This is a genomic window from Haladaptatus sp. CMAA 1909 (assembly GCF_043952005.1).
Taxonomy (GTDB): domain Archaea; phylum Halobacteriota; class Halobacteria; order Halobacteriales; family Haladaptataceae; genus Haladaptatus.
Genome location: NZ_JBIOAV010000007.1, coordinates 1 through 22,051, shown reverse-complemented (window position 1 = coordinate 22,051; position 22,051 = coordinate 1). Strand labels below are relative to the sequence as shown.

Annotated in this window: 14 protein-coding genes and 1 pseudogene; 7 read left to right on the top strand and 8 right to left on the bottom strand. The window is 52.6% G+C overall.

The window, feature by feature from the left end; genetic code table 11:
• Positions 1–333 precede the first annotated feature (333 nt).
• Both ACGYLY_RS27940 and ACGYLY_RS27935 read right to left on the bottom strand, forming a co-directional pair.
• Entirely contained in the window at positions 334–1,542 is a 1,209-nt protein-coding gene (locus tag ACGYLY_RS27940; RefSeq protein ID WP_395286059.1) for a helix-turn-helix domain-containing protein, read from the bottom strand.
• A gap of 485 nt (positions 1,543–2,027) precedes the next feature.
• Complete coding sequence (locus tag ACGYLY_RS27935) at positions 2,028–2,606, bottom strand: hypothetical protein (protein WP_395286060.1); 579 nt, start codon at positions 2,604–2,606, stop codon at positions 2,028–2,030.
• 512 nt (positions 2,607–3,118) lie between these two features.
• Here ACGYLY_RS27935 and ACGYLY_RS27930 point away from each other — a divergent pair.
• The 5 genes and pseudogenes from ACGYLY_RS27930 to ACGYLY_RS27910 form a co-directional block, all read left to right on the top strand.
• On the top strand, positions 3,119–4,489 hold the full coding sequence (locus tag ACGYLY_RS27930) for a nucleotide sugar dehydrogenase (RefSeq protein WP_395286061.1): 1,371 nt from the start codon (positions 3,119–3,121) through the stop codon (positions 4,487–4,489).
• The gene (locus tag ACGYLY_RS27925) at positions 4,490–5,446 is read left to right on the top strand and encodes a glycosyltransferase family 2 protein (protein WP_395286062.1); all 957 of its coding nucleotides are present in this window, start codon (positions 4,490–4,492) and stop codon (positions 5,444–5,446) included.
• The gene (locus ACGYLY_RS27920) at positions 5,443–6,504 is read left to right on the top strand and encodes a DUF354 domain-containing protein (protein WP_395286063.1); all 1,062 of its coding nucleotides are present in this window, start codon (positions 5,443–5,445) and stop codon (positions 6,502–6,504) included. The genes ACGYLY_RS27925 and ACGYLY_RS27920 overlap by 4 nt, the downstream gene beginning before the upstream one ends.
• Positions 6,505–6,544: 40 nt before the next feature.
• Entirely contained in the window at positions 6,545–8,545 is a 2,001-nt protein-coding gene (locus ACGYLY_RS27915) for a hypothetical protein (protein WP_395286064.1), read from the top strand.
• 39 nt (positions 8,546–8,584) lie between these two features.
• Positions 8,585–9,329, top strand: a pseudogene (locus ACGYLY_RS27910) (NAD-dependent epimerase/dehydratase family protein); the annotation flags it as partial.
• A 265-nt stretch (positions 9,330–9,594) separates the two neighbouring features.
• Here ACGYLY_RS27910 and ACGYLY_RS27905 read toward each other — a convergent pair.
• Both ACGYLY_RS27905 and ACGYLY_RS27900 read right to left on the bottom strand, forming a co-directional pair.
• Positions 9,595–10,803, bottom strand: a complete 1,209-nt coding sequence (locus ACGYLY_RS27905; RefSeq protein ID WP_395291320.1) for a DUF1616 domain-containing protein — start codon at positions 10,801–10,803, stop codon at positions 9,595–9,597.
• A gap of 93 nt (positions 10,804–10,896) precedes the next feature.
• Complete coding sequence (locus tag ACGYLY_RS27900; protein WP_395286066.1) at positions 10,897–12,564, bottom strand: asparagine synthase-related protein; 1,668 nt, start codon at positions 12,562–12,564, stop codon at positions 10,897–10,899.
• Positions 12,565–13,460: 896 nt separating this feature from the next.
• Here ACGYLY_RS27900 and ACGYLY_RS27895 point away from each other — a divergent pair.
• On the top strand, positions 13,461–14,123 hold the full coding sequence (locus ACGYLY_RS27895) for an FkbM family methyltransferase (RefSeq protein WP_395286067.1): 663 nt from the start codon (positions 13,461–13,463) through the stop codon (positions 14,121–14,123).
• Positions 14,124–14,331: 208 nt separating this feature from the next.
• Here the strand turns inward: ACGYLY_RS27895 and ACGYLY_RS27890 are convergent, their stop codons facing one another.
• Positions 14,332–16,035, bottom strand: coding sequence for a hypothetical protein (locus tag ACGYLY_RS27890; protein WP_395286068.1), 1,704 nt, complete (start codon positions 16,033–16,035; stop codon positions 14,332–14,334).
• Between the two features lie 273 nt (positions 16,036–16,308).
• Between ACGYLY_RS27890 and ACGYLY_RS27885 the strand changes: the two genes are divergently transcribed.
• Positions 16,309–17,640: a polysaccharide deacetylase family protein gene (locus ACGYLY_RS27885; protein WP_395286069.1), complete on the top strand. Its 1,332-nt coding sequence runs from the start codon at positions 16,309–16,311 to the stop codon at positions 17,638–17,640.
• Between the two features lie 449 nt (positions 17,641–18,089).
• On the opposite strand, the gene ACGYLY_RS27880 is transcribed toward ACGYLY_RS27885, so the two are convergent.
• The 3 genes from ACGYLY_RS27880 to ACGYLY_RS27870 all read right to left on the bottom strand — a co-directional run.
• Positions 18,090–19,442 carry a transposase gene (locus tag ACGYLY_RS27880; RefSeq protein WP_395286070.1) on the bottom strand — a complete coding sequence of 451 codons (1,353 nt, stop codon included), beginning with the start codon at positions 19,440–19,442 and terminating at the stop codon, positions 18,090–18,092.
• 9 nt (positions 19,443–19,451) lie between these two features.
• Positions 19,452–19,586: a DUF2080 family transposase-associated protein gene (locus tag ACGYLY_RS27875; protein ID WP_395286071.1), complete on the bottom strand. Its 135-nt coding sequence runs from the start codon at positions 19,584–19,586 to the stop codon at positions 19,452–19,454.
• A 420-nt stretch (positions 19,587–20,006) separates the two neighbouring features.
• Positions 20,007–22,051: polysaccharide biosynthesis C-terminal domain-containing protein (locus tag ACGYLY_RS27870; RefSeq protein WP_395291317.1), on the bottom strand; the 2,045-nt coding region annotated here is incomplete at its 5' end.

Here is a 22,051-nt window from a genome sequence, read left to right as displayed (position 1 = left end):
AGCTGCTCGCACTGTAGCTCTGGACCGGTATGCCCTCCCGTATTGAGGACCATGTCGGAACGAACTGCCGCACGTTCGTCTAGTGTGTCAGGGTAGTTCATAGTGTGTCCTATAGTCCCGCCGCCCAACTACTGGTGACGACTGGCTCTTAACTTCTACATTTCACTCTATCCCCATTACTATAGACTGATTAAGGGGGAATCTTAGCAGGGATGTAAGACAAATCTATCGACACCCATCTCGAACCTCATCCAGTTTGAATATACTACATCTGAGTTAAATTTGCCAGCCCATACGGCTACCGCCACGAACGTGTGGCAGCTTTAACCGCTTTTACTCTTGCTTTTTGGACAAATCGTTCGTATTCCCTGGTTCTTGCCCATAGAGGATGACGATGTTTTTCCGCCCGATATTGATCTTACTGATCTGTTCTCTGTCTTCCATCTTGGATAGGAGACGGCTGACTTTCGATTTCGACCAGCCAGTCCGTTCAATAATCTCTCCTTGTGGGAGCCGACCACCGTTTTCTCGTAGGTGTTTCAGTACGCGGTCCGCATCCGTCGTCATCGTCTCATATTGCGTCGACGGTTTGGGTTCTGGTTCGAGTTCAGTCCTCGTCTCGTCATCGGACCTCATCGGAAGCCAATCGATCCCGTTTCGCTGTATCAGTAACGCAGTCCCGACAAGAAGACTAAGGACAACGAGATACAGCCCCCCCGTGAGAACGCGACTGTTCGGGCCCGTTCCGAACCCATGTTCGAACCCGTCGCTCAACCCATCGCCATCGGTGTCTCTTTCCAGTGGATCGGTCCCGATTTTCACCTCTTTTCCGTCCTCTAATCCGTCGCTATCGGTGTCGACCTTTGACGGATCGGTACCGAGCTTTTGCTCTTCTCCGTCGTCCAGTCCATCGTCATCTGTGTCCGATTTGGTGGGATCCGTGACCAGTGCGCCCTCCTCGCTGTCGTTTAGCCCATCGCCATCGGTATCCGGGTTGGTAGGTTTAGTTCCACCATCTAACTCCGCGACGTCAGTCACCCCGTCGTCGTCCGTATCTGCTTGACTGGCGTTTGTACCGAGTTCGTACTCACGCCCATCGCTTAGTCCGTCCGCGTCCGTATCCTTGCGAGTTGGGTTCGACCCGATGCTTACCTCTTGATCGTCACGAAGGCCGTCGCCGTCCGTATCTGCATCCGTCGCATTCGTCCCGTAGTTGTTCACTTCTTCACCGTCTTCAAGGCCGTCTTTGTCGGAATCCTTACTCGATACATTGGCTCCGATCTTGATTTCCTTTTTATTTGTCAACCCATCATTGTCATCGTCGCCTGTCTTTACCATGGGGTAGACGGGAGCAGTTCGCTTTGCGATAATTTCCCCACCGGTTTGGACGGTAACGACGGCTTCCTGACGCCCGCTGACGTTCGATAAAATGCCTCCAGAGGTGAAATTGATCTGCTGTACGGTACTAGTGCTGAACTGGACGTCGCGACACGTAGCGCTATTCGTCGTGTTGTTGTCGGGTCCACGGAACTTCGTACACACTTGGTAGCGTCCAGATCGATTGCCTGTGTACACTGTAACACTCTGATTGTGGGGCTCGGAGTCCCAGAGATAGGTCATATTCGGTCCTGATTTTGCAACTCCTGGTCCAGTGTATGTGACGCTCTGAATAACAAGTTGATTACCCGTCGGTGCTCCACCGGCGGGGGCGACGGTGGCAAAAAGAAGCAAACAGATCGAGAATATCGCTAGATGCCGGTTTATCATATTGGTGTTGCTTTTGCTTCTAGTTTCGTCTGGTGAATAGTTCTATGTCTGGTATTTTCGTGCTGAGTCTTTTTCTTGTGTATTCGGATTTCTATTGAGTCTATCTGTTGTATTTAGCCTGTATTACTAGTAGGTTACGACTGAAATCGTTTGCACCTCTTGGAATTTTGAAAACAGAGATGTATGAAAATGAGAATACGATCTGTATTAGTAACAAACTAATCCTGAAATTTTTCTTCTCTCCACCGATTTATTAGTCGTTACGCGAATCGTTGTCTAAGTGTGAGTGAACAGAACATTCCAAGAATCGCAATTCCGACCGATCCATGCGGGAGCAACGAGAAGGGTGAAACTCCGAGTGTCGATCCGGCGAGGAGAGTCGCACCGAGACCCGATACGCCGAGATAGTACCGTTCCCATCGGGTCGATGTGTGTGTATTTCCCTCCTCGTCGACGTCATCATCGCACGTCTCCGGTTTGAGGTACTCGTACAATACGTCCGCTGCATCCATCTCTCTAACTGTTCCACGGCTCTGGTCGTACTCAATGATCCCCTTTTCATCGAGTTTCGGGAGATGAGATTGGTACAGCGGAATGTACACACGCTGGCGCTCACTAGACGTGATCGCTTGCACGCTCGTCTCGTTTTCCCATGCAGCGACCTGCTCTGCGATGTCGCGCATCGAGACCTCCCCCTCTGTCTCATGGAGGTATCGAAGTACGTGACGCCGTCGCTCGTTCTGGAGGAGATGATAGATTTGGTCGTCTTTTAACTCTAAAGACGTGGGCGTGTCTATCGGAGGAGATTGTTCTTTGGCCTGTTGTGTCGTTGTGCTCATACATGCTGGGTTCGTTGGGGGGATAATAAATGGAGAAGCTACTCCCGGAAGTTGCAGCCTGTTTTCGAACGGTCCGTTCCCGCTTTATTACCTTTCAAACTGTTTTATCGAGTTCACCTCGACTCCTTCCTCCGATTTTCTTCCTGCATGTATTTTCATACCATTGTGATTTGTGTCTCTTCTGGAACCACTATTTTCTTGTTAGCTTGTTTTAAATTGTTCTCTTCATGTCTGTAGCCCATTGTCTGAAAGGAATAGGTTAATTATACTACTTGTTCCGGACGGGTTGACTGACCTATGTTACTGTCTCTCATCAATTTCGACTCGGAAAACGGCATTTTTGCGGTACGAGGCTCTTAGTCAGTGTATAATAAAGGCTACATGGTCTAATGGATTCTAACGAGGAATCTGTCTGACCGAAGAACCCGAAGGAAATCTACTACCTTTTTCCTTCGATACCTGTCTTCGGTGCGGACGCTAACGGAGCTCAACCGAATGGAGGACCATCACGCATGAACTCGACGATAGGAGATATAGACGGGCAACGGGACCATCCCGGAAGTGACCAGAGTGACGTAACAGATAGCCGGGAAGCGACAATTTGCGTCGTCGGTCTCGGCTATGTTGGACTCCCGTTGGCAGTCGGATTCGACCAAGAGGGTTACAACGTTGTTGGCTTCGACATCGACGACGGAAAAGTCGAAACCCTTCGTGGCGGCACTGATACAACGGGTGACCTCGGTGACGATGCGGTCGCGGAGAGTGAGATCACCTACACGAACGACCCCGAAAAGATCACCCGTGCAGATTACGTGATGATCGCCGTTCCGACGCCGGTCGACGAAAATGACCAACCGAATCTCGACTTCGTAGTGGCGGCTGGACGCACCATCGGTGAGTTCATGTCTCCCGATACCACTGTCATCCTCGAATCGACGGTCTTTCCCGGGGCGACGCGTGAAGTTCTCCTCCCTGCAATCGAGGAGTCGTCCGGATTGACCTGCGGCGAGGATTTTTTCGTGGGTTACTCTCCGGAACGTGCGACGCCGGGTGACCCGGAACACGGCCTTCGCGACGTAGTGAAAGTAGTCGGTGGAATGAACGACGACGTTCGCGACGACATCGCCGAACTATATTCGACGGTTATCGACGCGGGCGTTCACAAGGCTGCTTCTATGGAGGTTGCGGAGGCGAGCAAGGCCGTAGAGAACATTCAGCGCGACCTGAACATCGCTCTCGTGAACGAGTTGGCGATGGCCTTCGACAGCATGGACATGGATATTGATACACGTGCAGTTCTGGAAGCGTCAGGCACAAAGTGGAACTTCCACGACTACCGACCAGGACTCGTCGGTGGGCACTGTATCCCTGTTGACCCATACTTCTTCATCCACCGGTCTAAGAAGGCCGGGTTCAATCCACCACTCATCCAACAGAGTCGTGACGTGAACGAGGCCATGCCCACTCATATCTCGAACATGATGATAAAGGAGCTGAACCGGTCCGGCAAGCCGCTCCGCGACAGTCGCGTTCTCATCCTTGGGGTCACGTACAAACCGGACGTGGCAGACATCCGTACGTCAAAGGTGGACGGTATTATTCGCCAACTCCACGAGTTTGACATCGAAACTGTCGGGTACGACCCACACGGGGATCACGAACTCATGGTCCAGGAGTTCGGCGTTGCGATGCAGGAGGACGACGAGTTTTCCACCGAAGGATTCGACGGCATCATTCTCGCGACACCCCACCGCGAATTCTACGACTTTGACTTAGAGGAACTGGCGGCGGCGATGAACGACAACCCGGCCTTCGTGGATGTGACAGGTGCGTTTGACGCCAAGAAGGTCTCCGACGCCGGATTTTCGTACCGGAGGGTATAGATGTACGAAGGGCACACGATAGGCGTCGTCGTGCCCGCATACAACGAAGAAGGATTCGTCGGCGATGTCCTCGATTCGCTACCTGACTTCGTAGACCGCATCTATGTGGTAGACGACGCCTCGACCGATGGTACGTGGGATGAAATCCGAGCGCATGCGGCGATAGAACGTGCGCCTCGTGCTGGTGAAAGTGACAACACCAATGGTGATGTCGTCGCTATCCAGCATGAAGAGAACAGAGGTGCTGGTGCGGCTATCAAAACGGGCTATCTCGCCGCTCGTGAGGACGGGACGGAGATAACTGTCACCATCGACGCAGACGGTCAGATGGACCCTAGCATAATGACGCGCTTCCTGGACCCCATCGTGGCGGGCAATGCAGACTACACGAAGGGCGACCGTCTTTCGAACTCGGACCTTCGCCACGAGATGCCCCGATTCCGTCTGCTCGGCAATTGGACGCTGACGGGACTGACGCGCATTGCCAGCGGTTACTGGGACGTGACTGACCCGCAGAACGGCTACACTGCGATTTCCCTGTCGGCGCTCGAAGCCATCAACCTTGAAGGATTGTACGAGTACTACGGCTACTGCAACGACATCCTCGTCAAACTGAACGTGGCTGGCATGAGCGTCGAAGACGTGGATATGCCCGCGACGTACGGTGACGAGGAGAGCAGCATTCAGTATGGCGACTACATTCCCAAAGTGTCTCTCATGCTCCTCAAGAACTTCTTCTGGCGACTCGACTCGCGTTACCGAACTCATCCACTTGGAATCGCCTATATCTTCGGCGTCGTAAGTGGGTTGGCGGGTATCGCACTTGGATTCCGAGCCCTTGGGTCAACCCTCACCGGGACGAAAAGCGACAATGCCCAAAAATCGCTTACGTCGCTCCTCATTGGTGTGGTCGGTATCCTTGTTGGAATTCTTCTCGACAGGAGGGAAAACACATGAGGGTGTTCGTCACCATTCAGCACCCGGCACATGTCCACTTCTTCCGCAACGCGATTGCGGAATTAGAGGCGGATGGCCACGACGTGCAGGTCTTTGCCCGCGAAAAAGAGATGGCGGTCGAACTGCTCCGCCGGTACGACATTAGCCATGAAGTGCTGGCTGGTACCGCCTCGGGATTGTCTGAACTAGCACGGGTACAGGCGATCTACGAGGCACGTCTGCTCCGACGTACTATTCAGCTAAAACCCGACGTTATTATGGCGATCGGTGGTGTCGCTGCTGCACATGTGGCGAAAGTCACGGGAGCGAGGAGTGTTATCTTCTATGATACGGAACACGCAAAACTCATCCAGAATCTCGCGTTCCCGTTTGCGGATGCGATTTATACACCTGATTGCTATACGCAAAATGCCGGTTCGAAACAGATCCGCTATCCCGGCTACCATGAACTCGCATATCTGCACCCCGACCGATTTACACCAAGTTCCGAAGTGGTTGAGGACCTCGGTTTGAATCCAGAGGAGACGTTCACAGTCTTGCGTCTTGTCGAATGGGGCGCTTCACATGACGTGGGGCAGGGCGGCTTTGATGACGTACGTGACGTAGTGGAACGATTGGAGGACGCCGGTTCGGAGGTACTCATCACGTCTGAACGTTCGCTTCCCTCTTCACTTGAATCGCGTCGAGCGACCGTTCCGCCACATCGGATGCATGACTTGCTTGCCTTTGCAGACCTGTTTGTCGGGGAGGGCGCAACGATGGCTGCCGAGAGTGCCGTTCTTGGTACACCTGCCATCTATGTCAACACACTCACGATGGGATATACGGACGAACTAGACGAGCGCTACGAACTTCTGTTCAACTATCAGCAGGAAGATCGACACGTGAGAGCACTTGAAAAAGCAGTCTTCATCCTTGAAGACAATACTGACTGGCAAGAACGACGAGATCGACTGCTCGACGACAAGGTAGACACGACTGACGTAATTTTGCGTGCAATCATGGGTCGTTCCCAGAACGCACGCGGTCGGACGGAGCGATCAGGTGCGGAGGTTTAACTACTATGATAGACCCACAACTCGACAAACGGAGGTACTAATGTCCGGGAGAATGGAGAGCTGGCTACGTCAGCGACGGTTCGACGTCGATGCCGCGATTATTGGCCTTATTATTGCTCTCGGGCTGTTTCCACTGCGGTTTTTCGCTTCGCAGGTGTACATCACGACGATACCCATCGTCCTCGGATTGGGGTGCGGACTCTATCTGCTCGCCGTTCGTAACGACCGCGAGACGATGCACGCCTATCCGTCTCTTTCGCGGATAGTTACCCAAGCCCTGCCGAGCATATGCTTCGTGATGATGACCGCAATGGTTGTCATCGCACTGTACACGGGCGAGCGTTCCCTTCTGTTTCACCTGCTTTCGGGTGCAACGGGGACGCTCATCATCCTCCAAATCCTGTTTGTGGACGAAGAGGATCTTCTCCCGTCGCTTTTGCTAATACAGATTCTTGCTCTCGCGTTCGTCATCCGACTCATGGCGATGTATACCACACCGTCATATATAGGTATTGACATTTGGACTCACATGACTCAGTTGGCTGGGGGTGTACTCGAACAGCACTCTCTCTCCGCGATGAACGGGAACAAACACATTGCAGCACCGCTATTCCATCTACTTGTTGCGTCTGCGGCAATGTTGTACGACGTATCGCTTCGTAACGCGTTGTACCTTTCTATCGGTGTGGTCTTTCCAATGACAATTCTGTTTGTCTATGGAGCGACGAAACTACTCGTCCCTGTGCGCTGGGCGGTGTTCGCGGCGATGCTTTACTCCGTCGGTGACTATTTTATTGAGTGGGGAATACATATCATTCCGACGAGCCACGGACTGTTGTTCTTCGCTGCCATCATATATGCACTCCTCCGCATCATGCGGCTGGAGTACAACGCACAGGACTTCGGCCTACTCGTGTTCCTCTCGATTGCCATCATTTTGACTCATCAAGTATCGACGTTCATCATGCTTGTCGTCCTGTTCTCAGGTCTTCTCGCCCAGTTCGTTCTCAAACTGGGGCTTTTCCAGACGACAGCCCGACGGCCAGGTGTTTACCGGACACTGGAACCGGTCAACCTCGCGGGACTGCTCGCCTTTGACGTAGGGCTTATCACCTTCATGTGGTCATTCACCCCTTATAATGGGAACTCGTTCCTCAAAACCGTGCTATTATATCTTGAAGAGACGCTGGTGTCGAGTGCGGGCCTATTGAACCTCGCGAGCAATAATTCCCAGTATATCTCTCTTCCAGCCCCGACTCTCATGCAGAAAGTGGCGATGTATGTCGATGTAATGGGATACCTCATCCTCTTCGGCCTGACGGTCATCGGCTGTCTGTATGTCTTGCGCCGAAAGCGCATCTCACATGCGGTGTTCACGCTCTTGTTCGCGACCGTCGTGATGACTGGATTTACCCTCGGATTGCCAATGTTCGGAATTCGTAACTTCATCCCGCAGCGATGGTTCGCGTTCCTTTACGCACCGATGGCTATCCTTGCTGCCCTCGGTGTTGGCTATCTAGTTCATAATCTCAATAGGAATGTCGTTGTGGCTGCACTGCTCGTTGTCGCGCTTCTCTATCCGAGCGTGATGGTGATGTCCAGTCACGGTGCTATCGACAGCCCGGTATTCAAGGACGAGCAGGCACGCTTGACGTACACAAACTCCGAGGTTGCGGCGGTTTACACCATATCGGATATGACCGGCTCACCCGACTCGGTCTCACAAAGTAAGGTACTCCATACAGATCATCCCTATCAGACGGTGTTTACAAGAACGGGGTCATATCCTGCCTCGGCGGCCAACCTCTCCGCTGACAATAGGGACGGGCCGACGAACCATTCCATCACCGTCTACCGACGGTATCAATCTACGGGGACACCCAAGTTCCTCCTCGTGAAACACGTGATGGTGGATGGGAACCAAACGACTGCTAGCGTCCCTGTTCGCCGGCAGGTGTCACAGCAACAGATCTGTCGCCCCGACCAGAGCATCCTCTACAACAACGGTGACGTGATGCTTTGTGCTAACCGGACGATATAAGGCAAGATAAGATGATCCCTTTCTCTTGCATGACTCTCCATAGAAGGACAACGTATTCTAGTTACCGTCGGTCCCGGATTTATCAGCTCGAATCTCGCGAATTATCTCGCCGAGGAGAACGAGGTCACCGCGATCGATGGCAGTTATCTCGGGACTGCGGACAATCTCACCGAGGCGGTTGAGTTTTATCAACGAAGCGTTCTCGAAGACACCTCAACGGATGTGGGCGTCGTTTTTCACTTCGCCGCGTTGTCGTCCTACGCGATGCACGAGGAAAACCCGACGAAGGGTGTCTGGGTGAATGTGGAGGGATTCGTCAACGCCGTCGAGCAAGCGCGAGAGGATGGCTGTGATTCTGTCGTCTACGCGACGACCTCCTCGATTTACAGTAGCCGAATGGAACCATCGCCGGAAGATATGGACGTGGGAGCTCACACGGGCAACGAAGCGTCCAAACTGGACCGGAACGCTACGCCGAATATTTTGTCCACCGCTACGGCATGAACATAGCCGGGATGCGATTTTTCTCTGTGTATCAGGGCTACGGTGGTACGGAAGAACACAAGGGAGAGTTTGCTAACATTATTGCCCAGGTCACGGCGACATAGTGCACGGTAACTCGCCAGATATCTACGGTGACGGCAGTCAAACGCGGGACTTTACGTACGTCTCGGATATCATCAGCGGCCCCGAACTCGCGGCCGAGAGCAAACTGACTGACTTCTATAACCTCGGCACGGGGGAGTGTTACGACTTCAACACCGTCGTCGAGTACATCAACGAATAGCTTGGTACTGACGTGGTTCTGGTGTACGTCGAAAACCCGAAATCAACTTCGAGGGGGGTGTTCATCGCGTCTGTTCTCAGTACGGATAACTCAGTTTATTTCTTCTTTCACTCACGTTTGGTTTGACAGCGGCTACACTCCATAGTACGGCGAGTATTCAAACTGAATATGGGATAGCATATTCCCGTGAAGAATTCCGGATGTGTCGACAAGAAAAGAAACCCATTCACGTCTGGCGGCGCTCAGTTCTCGTCCCTGAACTTCACGAGAAGAAGCCGCCATCGTCGGTGGTCGTTGTGGTAGTGGTACCTGTCGATGTCGTTCCTGCTGCCGTCGTGGTAGTCGTTGACGCCGTTCCCGCTGCTGTTGTCGTGATCGTTGTCGATGTTGGTTGCGAAATCGTCGTTGTTTGACGCTGTGTCGTCTGGCGTTGGGTCGTTTGCTGGCTCGTCGTCTGTCGTTGCTCTGTTGTCTGCTGTTCGGCCGTCTGTCGTTGTGTCGTCTCTTGGCCGTTGTCCCCACCATCGTCGGACTCTTCACCGCTGTCGGACCTCTGGCCCTCGTCGATTGAGCTTGCTTGATTTGTGGGTGCGCTCCCCGAGGAGACCCAGGCACGCGTCATACGATACGGTTCTCCCGAGGCGGACCCCTTGTAGAGGAGTAGACGAACACGAACGTTATCGCCGGTGAACGCTGGGTCTCCGGTGAGCTTCACCTGCTTTTTCTCCCCTGCGTTGACGGTGATCTGCTCTTTGGCAAACTGAGACCGCTCGGTGACACTCCCTCCTTCGACCCGCTCGATGACGGCAACAACTGTGTAGTCCATTCGTTTCCGTTCGTGACTGTGAATGTTGGCTGTCACACCCTCCTCAGCGAGGTTCGTATTGTACAGCGTATTTGTTTGGTCGTTCACTTTGTTCGTGTTCATGTAGAATTCAGTGAACGCCTCTCCCTGTGGTGGATTGAGTATCGCGAAACCCAGAGTTGACGCAAGTAGGATGACACTGATGACAATCCCGACATTCAGTGCCACAGTCAGACCTTGGTTCGAGTGCCCACGTGGACTGAACAACACTCTCGGAACGCCGGGAGAGTATCGCCGTCCGGCTGGTACGCGTATTCGTCGGGCGAATGCTATCAGAGTGAATATCAGGGTAAATCCGACGATTCCGTACAGAATTGGATGTACTCGAACGCCCCACGGTGTGAAGCTGGAGAGTGCGGCTATCATCGGAACGATGGCAACGCTCAGCGCTGCGGAGAGCGCGACTCGCTCGGGGCCACCGACTGCATATTTTGCATCGTCGTTTCCCGTTCCAAACGTCCGTTCTTTGTCTTCGTCACTTCCCGGAAACAGTGCCGACATAAGCACGTATCCTGGGAGAAATACAACGAGTGGAAGCACGAAGACAACACGCAATCGTCCGCCGAGTTCAGCATATGCGACGATTCCTCCGATAACGGTTAGCATGAGCACTAACACAAGATCGAGAAACCACCAGCGGCTATTCGTACTCATTGCACTAAAAATCGGCCGGACCGGGTTTTATTATACGGCTGCTAATCAGTTTTCCGACGGTACCTCGCCAGCTCCACGTCGTTTTGACCCTGCTTTACTGCTCGTGTTCGGTTCATTCGGCATGTATAGAACGTCCGTCGGGTCGACCATGTTCTCCGAACACTGAGCGACCCAGCCAACCATATCGTTGATACGAAGCTTGTGACGTGACGGAAGGTCGTGAATCGTCTTGTTTTCCGGGAACAACCGCTGATCCAAGTTGTAGCGGTCGTACACCTTCTGCCGGTCGGGCCACGCCGGTTGGAACTCCGTGATGAGTGGAAGCTTCCGTCGCGCAAACTGCTCGATTTCGGACAGCAGCGTTGAGGTGTACGGGCGGTCTGGGGGACGGTGACGGAACATATCCTCATCCAACTGCCGAATTGCCCGAATGAGCGTCGACGTGTTCCGATATTCCGGTGGCGTCTGCAGGTGCCACTCCAGCAGTTCTGTGTCAGCGGCAATGAACGATTCGAGGTAATTATCTGCAAGGTGTGTCCGGGACGGAATTGTTGGCTGATTACGAATGCTGAATAGTGATAGGGCGTTCTGCACGGAATCGGTTCGGCTCCAACAACGATCGAATTCTGCGGTGATGGCTTGGCGAACGAATTCCCCAGCAGCGTCCGAGTCGGAAGTATACTTATTCGCGACCTTCTGGCTCCGCTTGGGGAGATAACCGAAGTTGTCCAGTGAAGCCTCGATTGGATCGGGATTCTCCTCCAATTTCTTGGTCGGAACCTTCTTTCCGAACAGCTCCACCTCTGTTCGCTTATGGCCGAATCCCTTCAGGAGCGTGTCGAACAGCAAGGCATGATACATTGTATCCACTTCCATCTCGCTGTTGTAGCCTGCGTGATGAATGTGAATGGACTCTTTAATTCCCTGTGTGTCACGCACTTTCTGCTCTCCGGGCATTATGTACCGGTCGTTTGTTACCAGCGTCGTATGGTCCACACCGTACTGTTTCGCCAAGCGACGGGCGACTTTTACTTCCTGTGCGTTCGGCATTCCAACAGTGTACGTGTGGTCAAGGTCAGGTAACTGGGATAATAATGTCCGTGAATCGTATCCCGCCGACAGCAACAATCCTTTCTTGCCCGGCTGGTGCGATCGGAGCCGAATCGCGCGCTGCATCCGCTCCGCGAGTTCGCTCGCGTAGTCCATCTCTTGTTCATTGTAGACGAATCGATCGAGTTCACTCGCTTCCTCTGCGGTCAGGTAGCCGTCGAACGGTGCGCGATGCAGTTCATGAAACAGTGTCTTGTCGCCGAGGACGACACCCATGTGAAGGAATTCGCCTACGGACTGTCGATGCATCGTCGGGTTGTCAATGGTTTTTGCGACTTCCGCTGCGTCGGACCCGAACACTCGAATGCCAGGATCGTCGGTGTAGAAACACTCCCACGATCGGATCGTGTCGGTGAGGATAATCGGCTCTCCGTCGTATTCGATAAACGCCAGATAGGACCCGTTAAGCGAGCGGATCGCGTCCGTTCCCTTCTCCGCGTACTGCTCTAACAGCCACCGCGCAGGTTCGGACCACCCTCGCTTGTTTGGATATGCCTCGCCCCAAATAATACACGACCCGAGTTCTCCGGAGTACGAAGCGCTCCGTCCTGGAATCCCAAGCCCCGTATCTCGGATACCGACGGTCCCGACGTCACTCGTCACGATGTCATCGAATTCCCGCTCAGAACGGAATTGTTCGAAATCATCTCGGTCACTAAAGACACCAAATATCTCTTTGTTCATCATTCGTGCGCCTCCATTGGGTTAGCTGGCGGTCGCTCCGTGCCACGGCAGTATCGGATTGCTCGCCGATTTAGTCTCATGCTTTCTTCTCTCGCTCGTGTCACGGTTGGCTCTACTATTACCTATTGGGTCAACGACGGTTAACTATACACAGTATAATATCAATAAAATTGTGTTTAGGAATCTCTGAAGTGGTTTGCACACATTGAAACCTACTTGTCAACATCCGAAACGCATCGCAGATCCTGACTCGACCATCGGCAATCTCTCTATGAGCGGATAAGTGGGGAAAGGTTGCTTGGCGTCTTCCTAGGAGATAGTGGATAGACTGATTCAGTAAATGGGTAGCGTTATCTGAAATGGATATTCTTCTAATAATTCATGATGCTTTTTCAGGCCGAATATCAAATCGCTCATAGCGATCATCTTTAATAAATCAAATACTAATTCAATTGTACTATACTAAATCCGATTATAATATGCTGGTGTTTTCCAATTAATATTTTAAATTAAGCACTTAAATTCAATTTTCTTTGTTTGTAAATATATCGATATCCTTGACGAAGGGTCCGTTCGATGCTTTATTATACGACTATTAAGGCGATTCACCCACGTTTCAAAGCCAATAATCGATGATATATCTTTATAACTCTACTCTCGAGGTGTGTGGTATGGGTCATCTGGAGCGATGGGCCGCTCAAAGCCGCCTATGGAATCTTTGTAAACGGGTGGGAATCGCACCCGCGATTTCGACACTCTACTGGCATTCTATTCTCGCAGTCCACCACTGGTCGGTTTCGGTGACCATCGGAGGAATGGCGGTCGAGTTCTCCACTGACTCTCGAACCGAATATTCTCGGGTGACGTCGCTTGTCGGCGAACAAGCTGTCATCGAATCCCTGTTAGACGACGTTCGCGAATCGGACGTCGTGTACGATATTGGAGCGAATATTGGAACACATACCTGTTTTGTCGGGAAATGTCTCGAGAGCGGGTTGGTCATCGCCTTCGAACCAATGCCGACAAACACGGCTCGACTTCGCCTCAATCTTTCTGCGAATATTCCTGTGAGCCAGTGGAATGTCGCAGAAGTCGCGCTCTCAGACGAGGATGGTTTTGGGCTGCTCGCGATCAAGGGTCACAATTACGGCGAGGGTAAACACGCGCTTTCCCAGGATGGTGAACTTGAAATAGAGGTATTCCGGGGCGAGACACTAATCGAGGAGGGTCGATATCCTGCACCGGATATCCTCAAAATCGACGTAGAAGGTGCGGAACTGCAAGTACTTAAGGGGTTTGGTGAACGACTTGCTGACGTTCGCGTTGTCTATGTGGAACTCCACCACAATCTCAGTGCGGAGTATGGAACGTCAACTGAGGAAATTGAAGAGTATCTTCGCGACCATGGGTTCAGGATTGAACGGCTCAGTGAGCGATCGGATGCGTATCATATTCGCGCGGTCCAGTTTCATTCCTAACAACCCGAGACGTCAGACCAGTGGATGATAGCGTAACAGAAATTCAACTCTGACGGTCTTTTCAACGTCGATAGAATGTTCCGAATGGAGCCCCTGGCGACTGTGCTTACGGACACGGTCGTGCCTGCAAAGCGTGTCACCGAAACAGAGATACTCATCCTCAACGCACGAAGTAAGTTGGTCGGGGTAGTTTGTAGTCGTTGTTCGGTCACCGGAATCTACAGACGCTACCACCGCTGTTGTCGTCAGAATCGCTGTCAGAGTCGTCGTCTGAACCGCTATCGGAGCCATCGTCCGAACCGCTGTCAGAATCATCGCCTGAACCGCTATCGGAGCCGTCGTCTGAACCGCTGTCAGAATCATCGCCTGAACTACCATCGTTGCCGCCATCTGAACCATCGCCAGAATTACCATCGGCACCGTCGCCTGCATCCCCGTCGTTGTCGTCGCCACCGTCGTACTCCGAACTGTTATTGCCGCCGTCATATCCGTCCGAACTGTTGTCGTCGATACCGTTACCGATATGAGAATCCGTGACTGTCACGTCTTCGGCGTCGTCCGTGATGCGAAGTCCTGCGTTGCCGCTGCGCGCAAGTGCCGAGACGTTTTCGATCAACGTTCCGGTGCCGCTCTCGACGATTGCGTTGTCTTCGGAGACATAATCCCCTTCGTAGATTACAACGTTGTTTGCTGTGTTCATCAGTGCACGTCGACCCTCTCCCCCCCCGTGATCGACCCTGATGTTACGGAACTCAGAATTGTCACGACCGTTCTGGATTGCACTCCGAGTGCCATTGGTTGGTGCGCTTCCGACAACGGTAACGTTCTCAAGGGTAGCAGGTTTGTCACCCTGCTTGATTTTGATGGCTGGTCCACCGTCGGTCTCGTGGTCAACGGTAGTCTGCTTGATCTCTACCCGACCCGATGATTCTCGAATAGAGATTGCTGTCCCTGGGCCATCAGCTCGGGTTGTGATGGTCGAGTCGACGACGGTTGTGTCGTCTGCACCATTCGTAACCCAGATAGCGGGGCTCATTTCGACGCTCGTCTGGATCTCAACGTTCCGTACAACGAGGTCAGTTCCTTCTTCTAAGCGAATACCACGCTGGGCGATACCGTGGGAATCCTGTTCACTAACGATGATGTCCGCGTCTTCAATGTAGCTGCTGTTGCCACCAAGGCGGACGTTCGCACCCAGACTATCCTCAAAGCGGCCACCCTCGATCTGAATCGAACCGGATCCGTGTGCAGCGTACAGGCCGTTGTCTGGGAAGCTTCCGAGAATGCAGTCGCGGAAGGTCAGCGTCCCTTTGTTGTTGTTCGAGATGATCCCGGTCGGACCACGCCACAGCGCATCACTTGGTGCATTCCCCTCCCATACAGCACCGTCGGATGCGCTGAAGTTCTCGACAAGTCCCTCACCGTCAGAGTCGGTAATGACGAATCGTCCTGGACCCCACGTCCCGCTGTCGTGTTGCCCGACGATTTCTATGTCTCGAACCACGAGGCCGTCGTCGACTGCAGCTTCGATGACACGAATACCTGTGTTGTCTGCGCTCTGGTCGACGGTGAATCCCTCGATCCGGAGGTCTTTCCCAGGATCGTAATCAACTCCCATTCGGAAGAGACGATAGTTCCCGTCGCCACCCTCGTCAAAGTCGTCATAGCTTGCAGGAACGAGTTCCGCATCGTCTCCCACCATTCCGAAGTTGTTGAACCCGGTAAAACGGAACTGGTCGTCCATGTAATATCGTCCGGAGGGGAAATAGAGCAGCGTGTTGTCGTCCGCGTGTTCTTCTAGTATCGGCGTTATTGACTCGTTTCCTTCGTCATCCGCACCGACCTCTGTAATGTCAATAACTGTCTCGTATTGATCTTCATAATCGGACTTATCCCCAGCGGCTGACCCCATAATCGAGGCCGATGCTATGATTGATCCAGTGAGTTTAAGATAGGTTCTACGACTAGTAATGCTTCGATTTTGCTTATCTGACGCCATCAAAACACTCCATACAACCCTACATATTAATTATCGGGTGCCTAGTTCATTCCCTCCTCGTTTTCCCTCTGTTGGAAACGTTGTAAACGATGTTTTGACCCCCGATTTCTCACATACACAATCGTTGGCATTGTACTCTTAAGCGCCATATAAGAAAATACCTATGTCTGTTTAGATATGGTAGCAATGAGACGACAGACACGACGCACGTTTCTGACAACGGTCGGAGCAGCCGGTATAACTGGCCTTGCTGGATGTGCCGGTACCGGTAAAGAGAGTTCCTCGACGACGAGCAGCACCACCGAAAACAGAAGTGCTGGAACGTCTACCACCTCCACCACTACCAACGATAATAGCGAGGAGACAACGACGAAGGGTGGGAACAATGAGGCACCGTCTGGTCCACAAACCTTTGAGGACTTTGAGAAGCTCGGTGCGTGGAGTGCTGTCGATGGACAGGGTAACCTCAAGAAGAGTACGAAGATGAAGTACGAAGGTTCCCAGTCCGCTCATGTCGTTGGGAGCAAGCAGACGAAGCAAGGGATGATACACCGCGTCAACTTTGGTTCAAATCCTGCCGACTTCAGCAACAAGAACCTCTCCATCGCATTTAAATGTACTTCACATGATTTCGTAAAAATCGGTGTCCAACTGTATGCGCCAGACCGCGGTCATATCGTTGAGATGAAACGAACACTCTATGGACCAAAAGGAAAGTGGGTTCGTGTTAATCTCGGTGTCACCAGTGATATGGACCCGAAAAAGGTTGACCTGTCGCAGGTGTACGAAATCCGCATCCTTGGCCGCTCGACGGACCCCAACACGAACAGGCCCGTTGAGTTCTACGTGGACGATCTGAAGACGGTGCCTGCACCGGAGAAGGGAATGGTGATGCTCTCGTTCGACGACGGCCTCGAATCGCAGTACACGAAAGCGTTCAAGATGATGCAGAAGTACGGTTTCTCCGGCGTCGACGCCATCATTACGGATGCTATCTTCGACGATGGGTTCCTCAACCGGACGCAGATGAACAAGATGGTAAAGAACGGGTGGGACATGATCTGCCACCCGAACACACAGGCGACGCCGATGAACGAACGTTCGAAGACAGAGCAGGAAAAACTCATGAAAGAGTCACAGCAGTGGCTTAAGAGGTACGGCTACGATGGTCACAAGTACATGGCCGTGCCGAAGAACGTGGTCGGTCCAAACACGTTCAACCTCGCACAGAAGTACTTCGACGTGACGCTCTCGTTCGGGGCGTCGCCGAATGCAGTCCCTGTTATCAAGAAGGATACTATCCTGTCGCGGATGGGAACATCTGATCTCAAGAGCGTCAAACAGAAGATTGACCACGCTGCCCGGTACAAACAGCTGTCGCCGCTTCTGTTTCACAAAATTGGTGGACAGGACGGAATTCCTGAAAAGAAGTTCGAGAATATCCTGAAGTACATCAAGAACCAGAACGTCGAAGTGGTTACTCTCACCGATTTAAAAGACAAGGGTATGCTCATCTAACCTCGGGCGACAACACCTGTCATTCGCTTCGTTCGTCCCCACGCGACTCTCGTGCGTCTCTTCTTCTCTCCCACTCGGATTGCGGTACAGGATTTTGGTTCACTGAACCACTATGAGTCCATTACATTGACGTGACCGTTCCTATTTTCGGTAGCAATTGGTAGTGACTCGGTTAAAACGGGTCACTCCAAGCATCACTGGGCTTGATGCGGAAGGTTTGCTATTGTTGTTTTTCGTCTCTGTCGGGGTGACAGCAGGCGCTATGAAGCACGACCCGCCACCAGCAGTCACCGCTTTCGACTGTCCGATGTACGCAACAGGCGCGTTACCGAACGCGAGACGCGGGCCAGCGGAACGGCTTGCTGACACGATTTCAGAGTCCCCCGTATAGGAAGACGTGAAACCAGAGTCCAGCGTTGCCGAGTCGCTGAAAAACACTCGAGCCACGTTCACCGCACCAACGTAATCCCGGTCGGTTTGAAAGCCGCACCGAGCGTTGTCACAACGGAAGTGCCCACCGTGCCATACCTCATGGAAGTGGTCGGGCGACTTCGTGGTGTGACCCGTCGAGCCACACCGAGAACATTAATCTCTCGGCGTGCCCACGAGGAGAGTTCCCACGAAAGTTGTCCCTCTCCACGGGGCGGCGATAGGCTCCGCAGGTCTTCGTGAACGATGGTGTCCACATCGTACACGAGAGCGAGTGCGAGGACTTGATTGGCTACGTCGTGAACGAGTTGTTCGCGCTTGTGTCGAATCTTGTTGTTGACGCGCTCGTATTCCGTCTGAACGTGTGTGAACGATTCCGTGTGGTCACGTCCCTGCCGACGGAGATACGCGAGTTTGGAATTGAGTTGATTGCGTTCACGAGCAAGATTCTGCATTCGATCTTGCCCCGTATTCTGGATGAAATATGGGACAGAGAGTTGTTCTCCATCTTCGTTTACGACAACTTCCGTAGCGTCTTTTCGGAGACCCACGTCAATCGCTAAAACGGTTTCAACGTCGTCTGGTTTCTTTTGGTGTTCGACTTCCACTGGGAACGAGAGTTCGTAGTACGTAGCGCCGGTTTTGGTCTGAGCAGGTTGGAAAGAGGGTGCGGAAAGACTACCGTGTTCGAGCAGTTCGTGAAACGCCTCGTAGCCTTCGAGAGTGTGTTCCGTCCACGTCCAATCTCCTCGCGTTTCGGGAGCGAGTGTGTCTGGAGTTTTGAGTTTGACCGTAAGTGTCTCCGCGTCTTCGTCGTATGTGTATTTCACTGCTTGACCACTCGTGGGGCCATCATCTGCGGAGTACGGCAACACGCCTTTCGAGTACGATGGGCAGTCCTGCATCTCGAAATACGATTCGGGGAACCGTCCGTGCTTTCCGTAGTAGGAATTGAGTTGCCCGATGAGCAAGTCAACATACCCGGATTTGAGGTATTCCTCTGAATCCCAGAGTTGTTCTTTGATTCGACGGGTGTGAATACGGCGAATCTTGTGGTCAGGGAGAACGGACTGGATGGATTGGAACGCTTCACGCTTGTCAGCGTGACTCCGCATCGTTTCTCCGACTTTCTGCATCACACACCGCTTGTACCGACTCGGGAGATACAACTTGATGTCAGCGAACGCTTCATTTTCGTCAAAGTATTTCCACGCCTGATACGAGTAGTCGTCAATCACTTCAAGGTGTTCGGGCGTCCAGTATCGCTTGATGAGCGCGTTCGCTACGCGAGTCGTGAGCGTGTCAAATCGGCCGTGACGCTCTCGCTCCTCGAACGGTAATCGTATCGGGAGTGAGAGGTGTGTGGATGCCATTTGTAGTGGTTAGTCTTGGTCGAGGCGGATGATGGCGATTTCTTCACCAAGCCACTCTTTTGGGACGAAGACGTGCGCTCCTGTCCCGGTTTTGGTGACTTCTTTCGTGATTGCTTCCTTGCCTTGGAACGTGAACTCTGCCATTACCAGGATGTAGATTAGATATACATATAAAATATGAGTCGGATTTACTACTGAGCACTACCAATCACGCCCATTTTTCGTAGCAGTTACGCAACCCTATCGTTCTCCAGACCTTGCAGACCCCGGCCGTCTCGTATGTTGTTTTAGCCTTTCTGCCGTGATCTCTCTCACCCAGGTCTATTGTTTCTCATCCCGTTCAAACCGATGTTGCTTCTCGGAAAACAAGTCACTTGACTAATGACAACTTCTACGTAGAAGCAGGTCTCGAAACCGGTATCTGTTTGAGTATGACATTCCGTGTACGATAGACGTAAAAGGGACTTCTCCCTGCGCTATTTGATCGTCCCTGGGAACTCTTCCCTTTGCCGTCCACGCTATGCGTCCAAGTTCAGGCTGATAGTCCGAGTATCTCCTGACTGCTTATATCGACGCTGTAGAATTCGTCGTCGCGGTTCCTGTATCCGACGTTGTTCCTGTGTTGGATGTGGTATTCATATTCAACGTACTCCCGATGTTTGATGTAGTAGTTGTAGTCGTCGTACTTTCCGCGGCCGATCCGGCTGAACTCGTTGTCGTCGTAGGTTGGGTTTCCATCGTGGAGACTGTCGTCGTGGTTGAGGGTGTTGTAGTTGTTGTCGTGGTTGAGGGCGTTGTAGTTGTGGATTTGGCTGTTGTCGTGGTCGATGGTGTCGTAGTTGTGATCGTTGATGAGGTCGTCGTAGATGGAGGTGGACTCGTACTCGTTGTCTGCGGTGGCGGGCTGGTAATCGTTGTACTCGTCGTAGCCGACGTTGTGGTCGATGGCGATGTCGTGGTCTTTGTGGTTTCTGGTGGTGGATTCGTCTTCGAGGTCGTCGTAGTCGGTGTTTCCGTCTCTTTCGTTGTGGATTTCGTCGGCTGTTCAGTGGTTTCAGATTTAGTCGACGTTGTGCCGTGCGTTGTTTCGGTTACTGTCGTCTTCGTGATTGTTTGTGTATCGTTAATCGACGATCCTGGCTTTCCATCGAGTCCACCGATTCCCGGGGCAAGGAACGCGTATCCGATTCCCGAGACGAACAGCAGGATACCAGCGACAACCATCATCTTCTGCATCGAGTCAGGTGTTATTTTTGCTTCTTTCATTTTGGTTGGGAGTAATTCAGCCGGCGAATCGAATGGTCTGGGAAATGAGGATAGCGTTTCGGAGACTTCCCCGATGCCGAGTGCGCCCGTCGCAAAGGCAAAGAAGGCGAAAACACCGAGGCCAAGTGGAGGGACTAAAATGAGCGCAAGTGGAACGTGGAACCCTGCGATGAGGGGATGCATATTTAGGAGATGAGCGAGGACGAAGATGGGTGGTGCAGAGAGTATCGTCGTGCCTATAACCCGTCCAAGGCGGGCATCCGATAGCGGGTTGAATCCGACCTTTCTGGCGCTCCAGAGGTGGAACACGAACATCGACCCGTAACCGATACTCGTCGAGACGGCCGCTCCCTCCATTCCGAATTGTGGAATGAGCAGGAAGTTCAGTATGAAGTTCATACCCGCTGCGGTCCCCGTTGCGATTATTGGGAATTTCAGATCACCTTTCCCTTGTGAGATGGCAAGTATCGGGCGAGCGACCGCGAATCCGAGCGACCCTGGCAGCAACAGGAGTAGTGGCATGACCGCGGGCATGTACTCCGACCCAAAGTAAATCGGAACGGCAATATTTGCAAGCGCTGCTAATCCCAACCCCATCACACCGGTCAGGAGGAATGTGTAGCGGGTTGTTCGCGCTGCCAATTCGGAGATACGCTTGGTTTTGCCATTCGACCACAGTTCTGACATGGAGTGGACGAACACCGTCTGGAGTGCCATCGGGATGAACCAGAGGAACTCCGCGAGCTTCAGCGCGGCACGGTAGTATCCAACTTGCTCGTTGCTCCCCGACATCAACTGTAGCATCAGGATGTCAACGTGGTACAACGACATGAGGAGCAGAATGAGAACAATAGATAGCGAATTAAATGCCAACATCCGCCGTCGGGGAAAGTCCTCCGGTGTCGGGCGAAAGAAGCTCCTTAATGATGTTCTTTTGATAATAAGGGCGAATCCAATGGCTGCTACCATCGTTGCCGCAGCGATCTTCCCCGCCAACGCTCCAAGGACAGCTATTTCAAGCATACCGCGGTGACGCATATAGTACACCAGCGGTAAGGCAACAACGATGAACGTCACGCGTTGTACTACTTTCAGCGGTTCCGAGTAGCGCTCCAACCCGAATCCCATCAACGTTCGGCGAGTATAGGCTTGGAATTGGCTCGCGATTGTCATCACGATGAGGAGGTAGAAGTATAACTCGTACTCCTGACCGAAAATCGTTCCAACAACACCGGACCACGTTGCCAGTGCGAGTACTATCGCTCCTATAATAGCAAGCAAGAGCGCAAGTCGGAAGTAAAAGCCGACGACGTACTCCTCCCAACAGTCCATCTCGTGTTCCT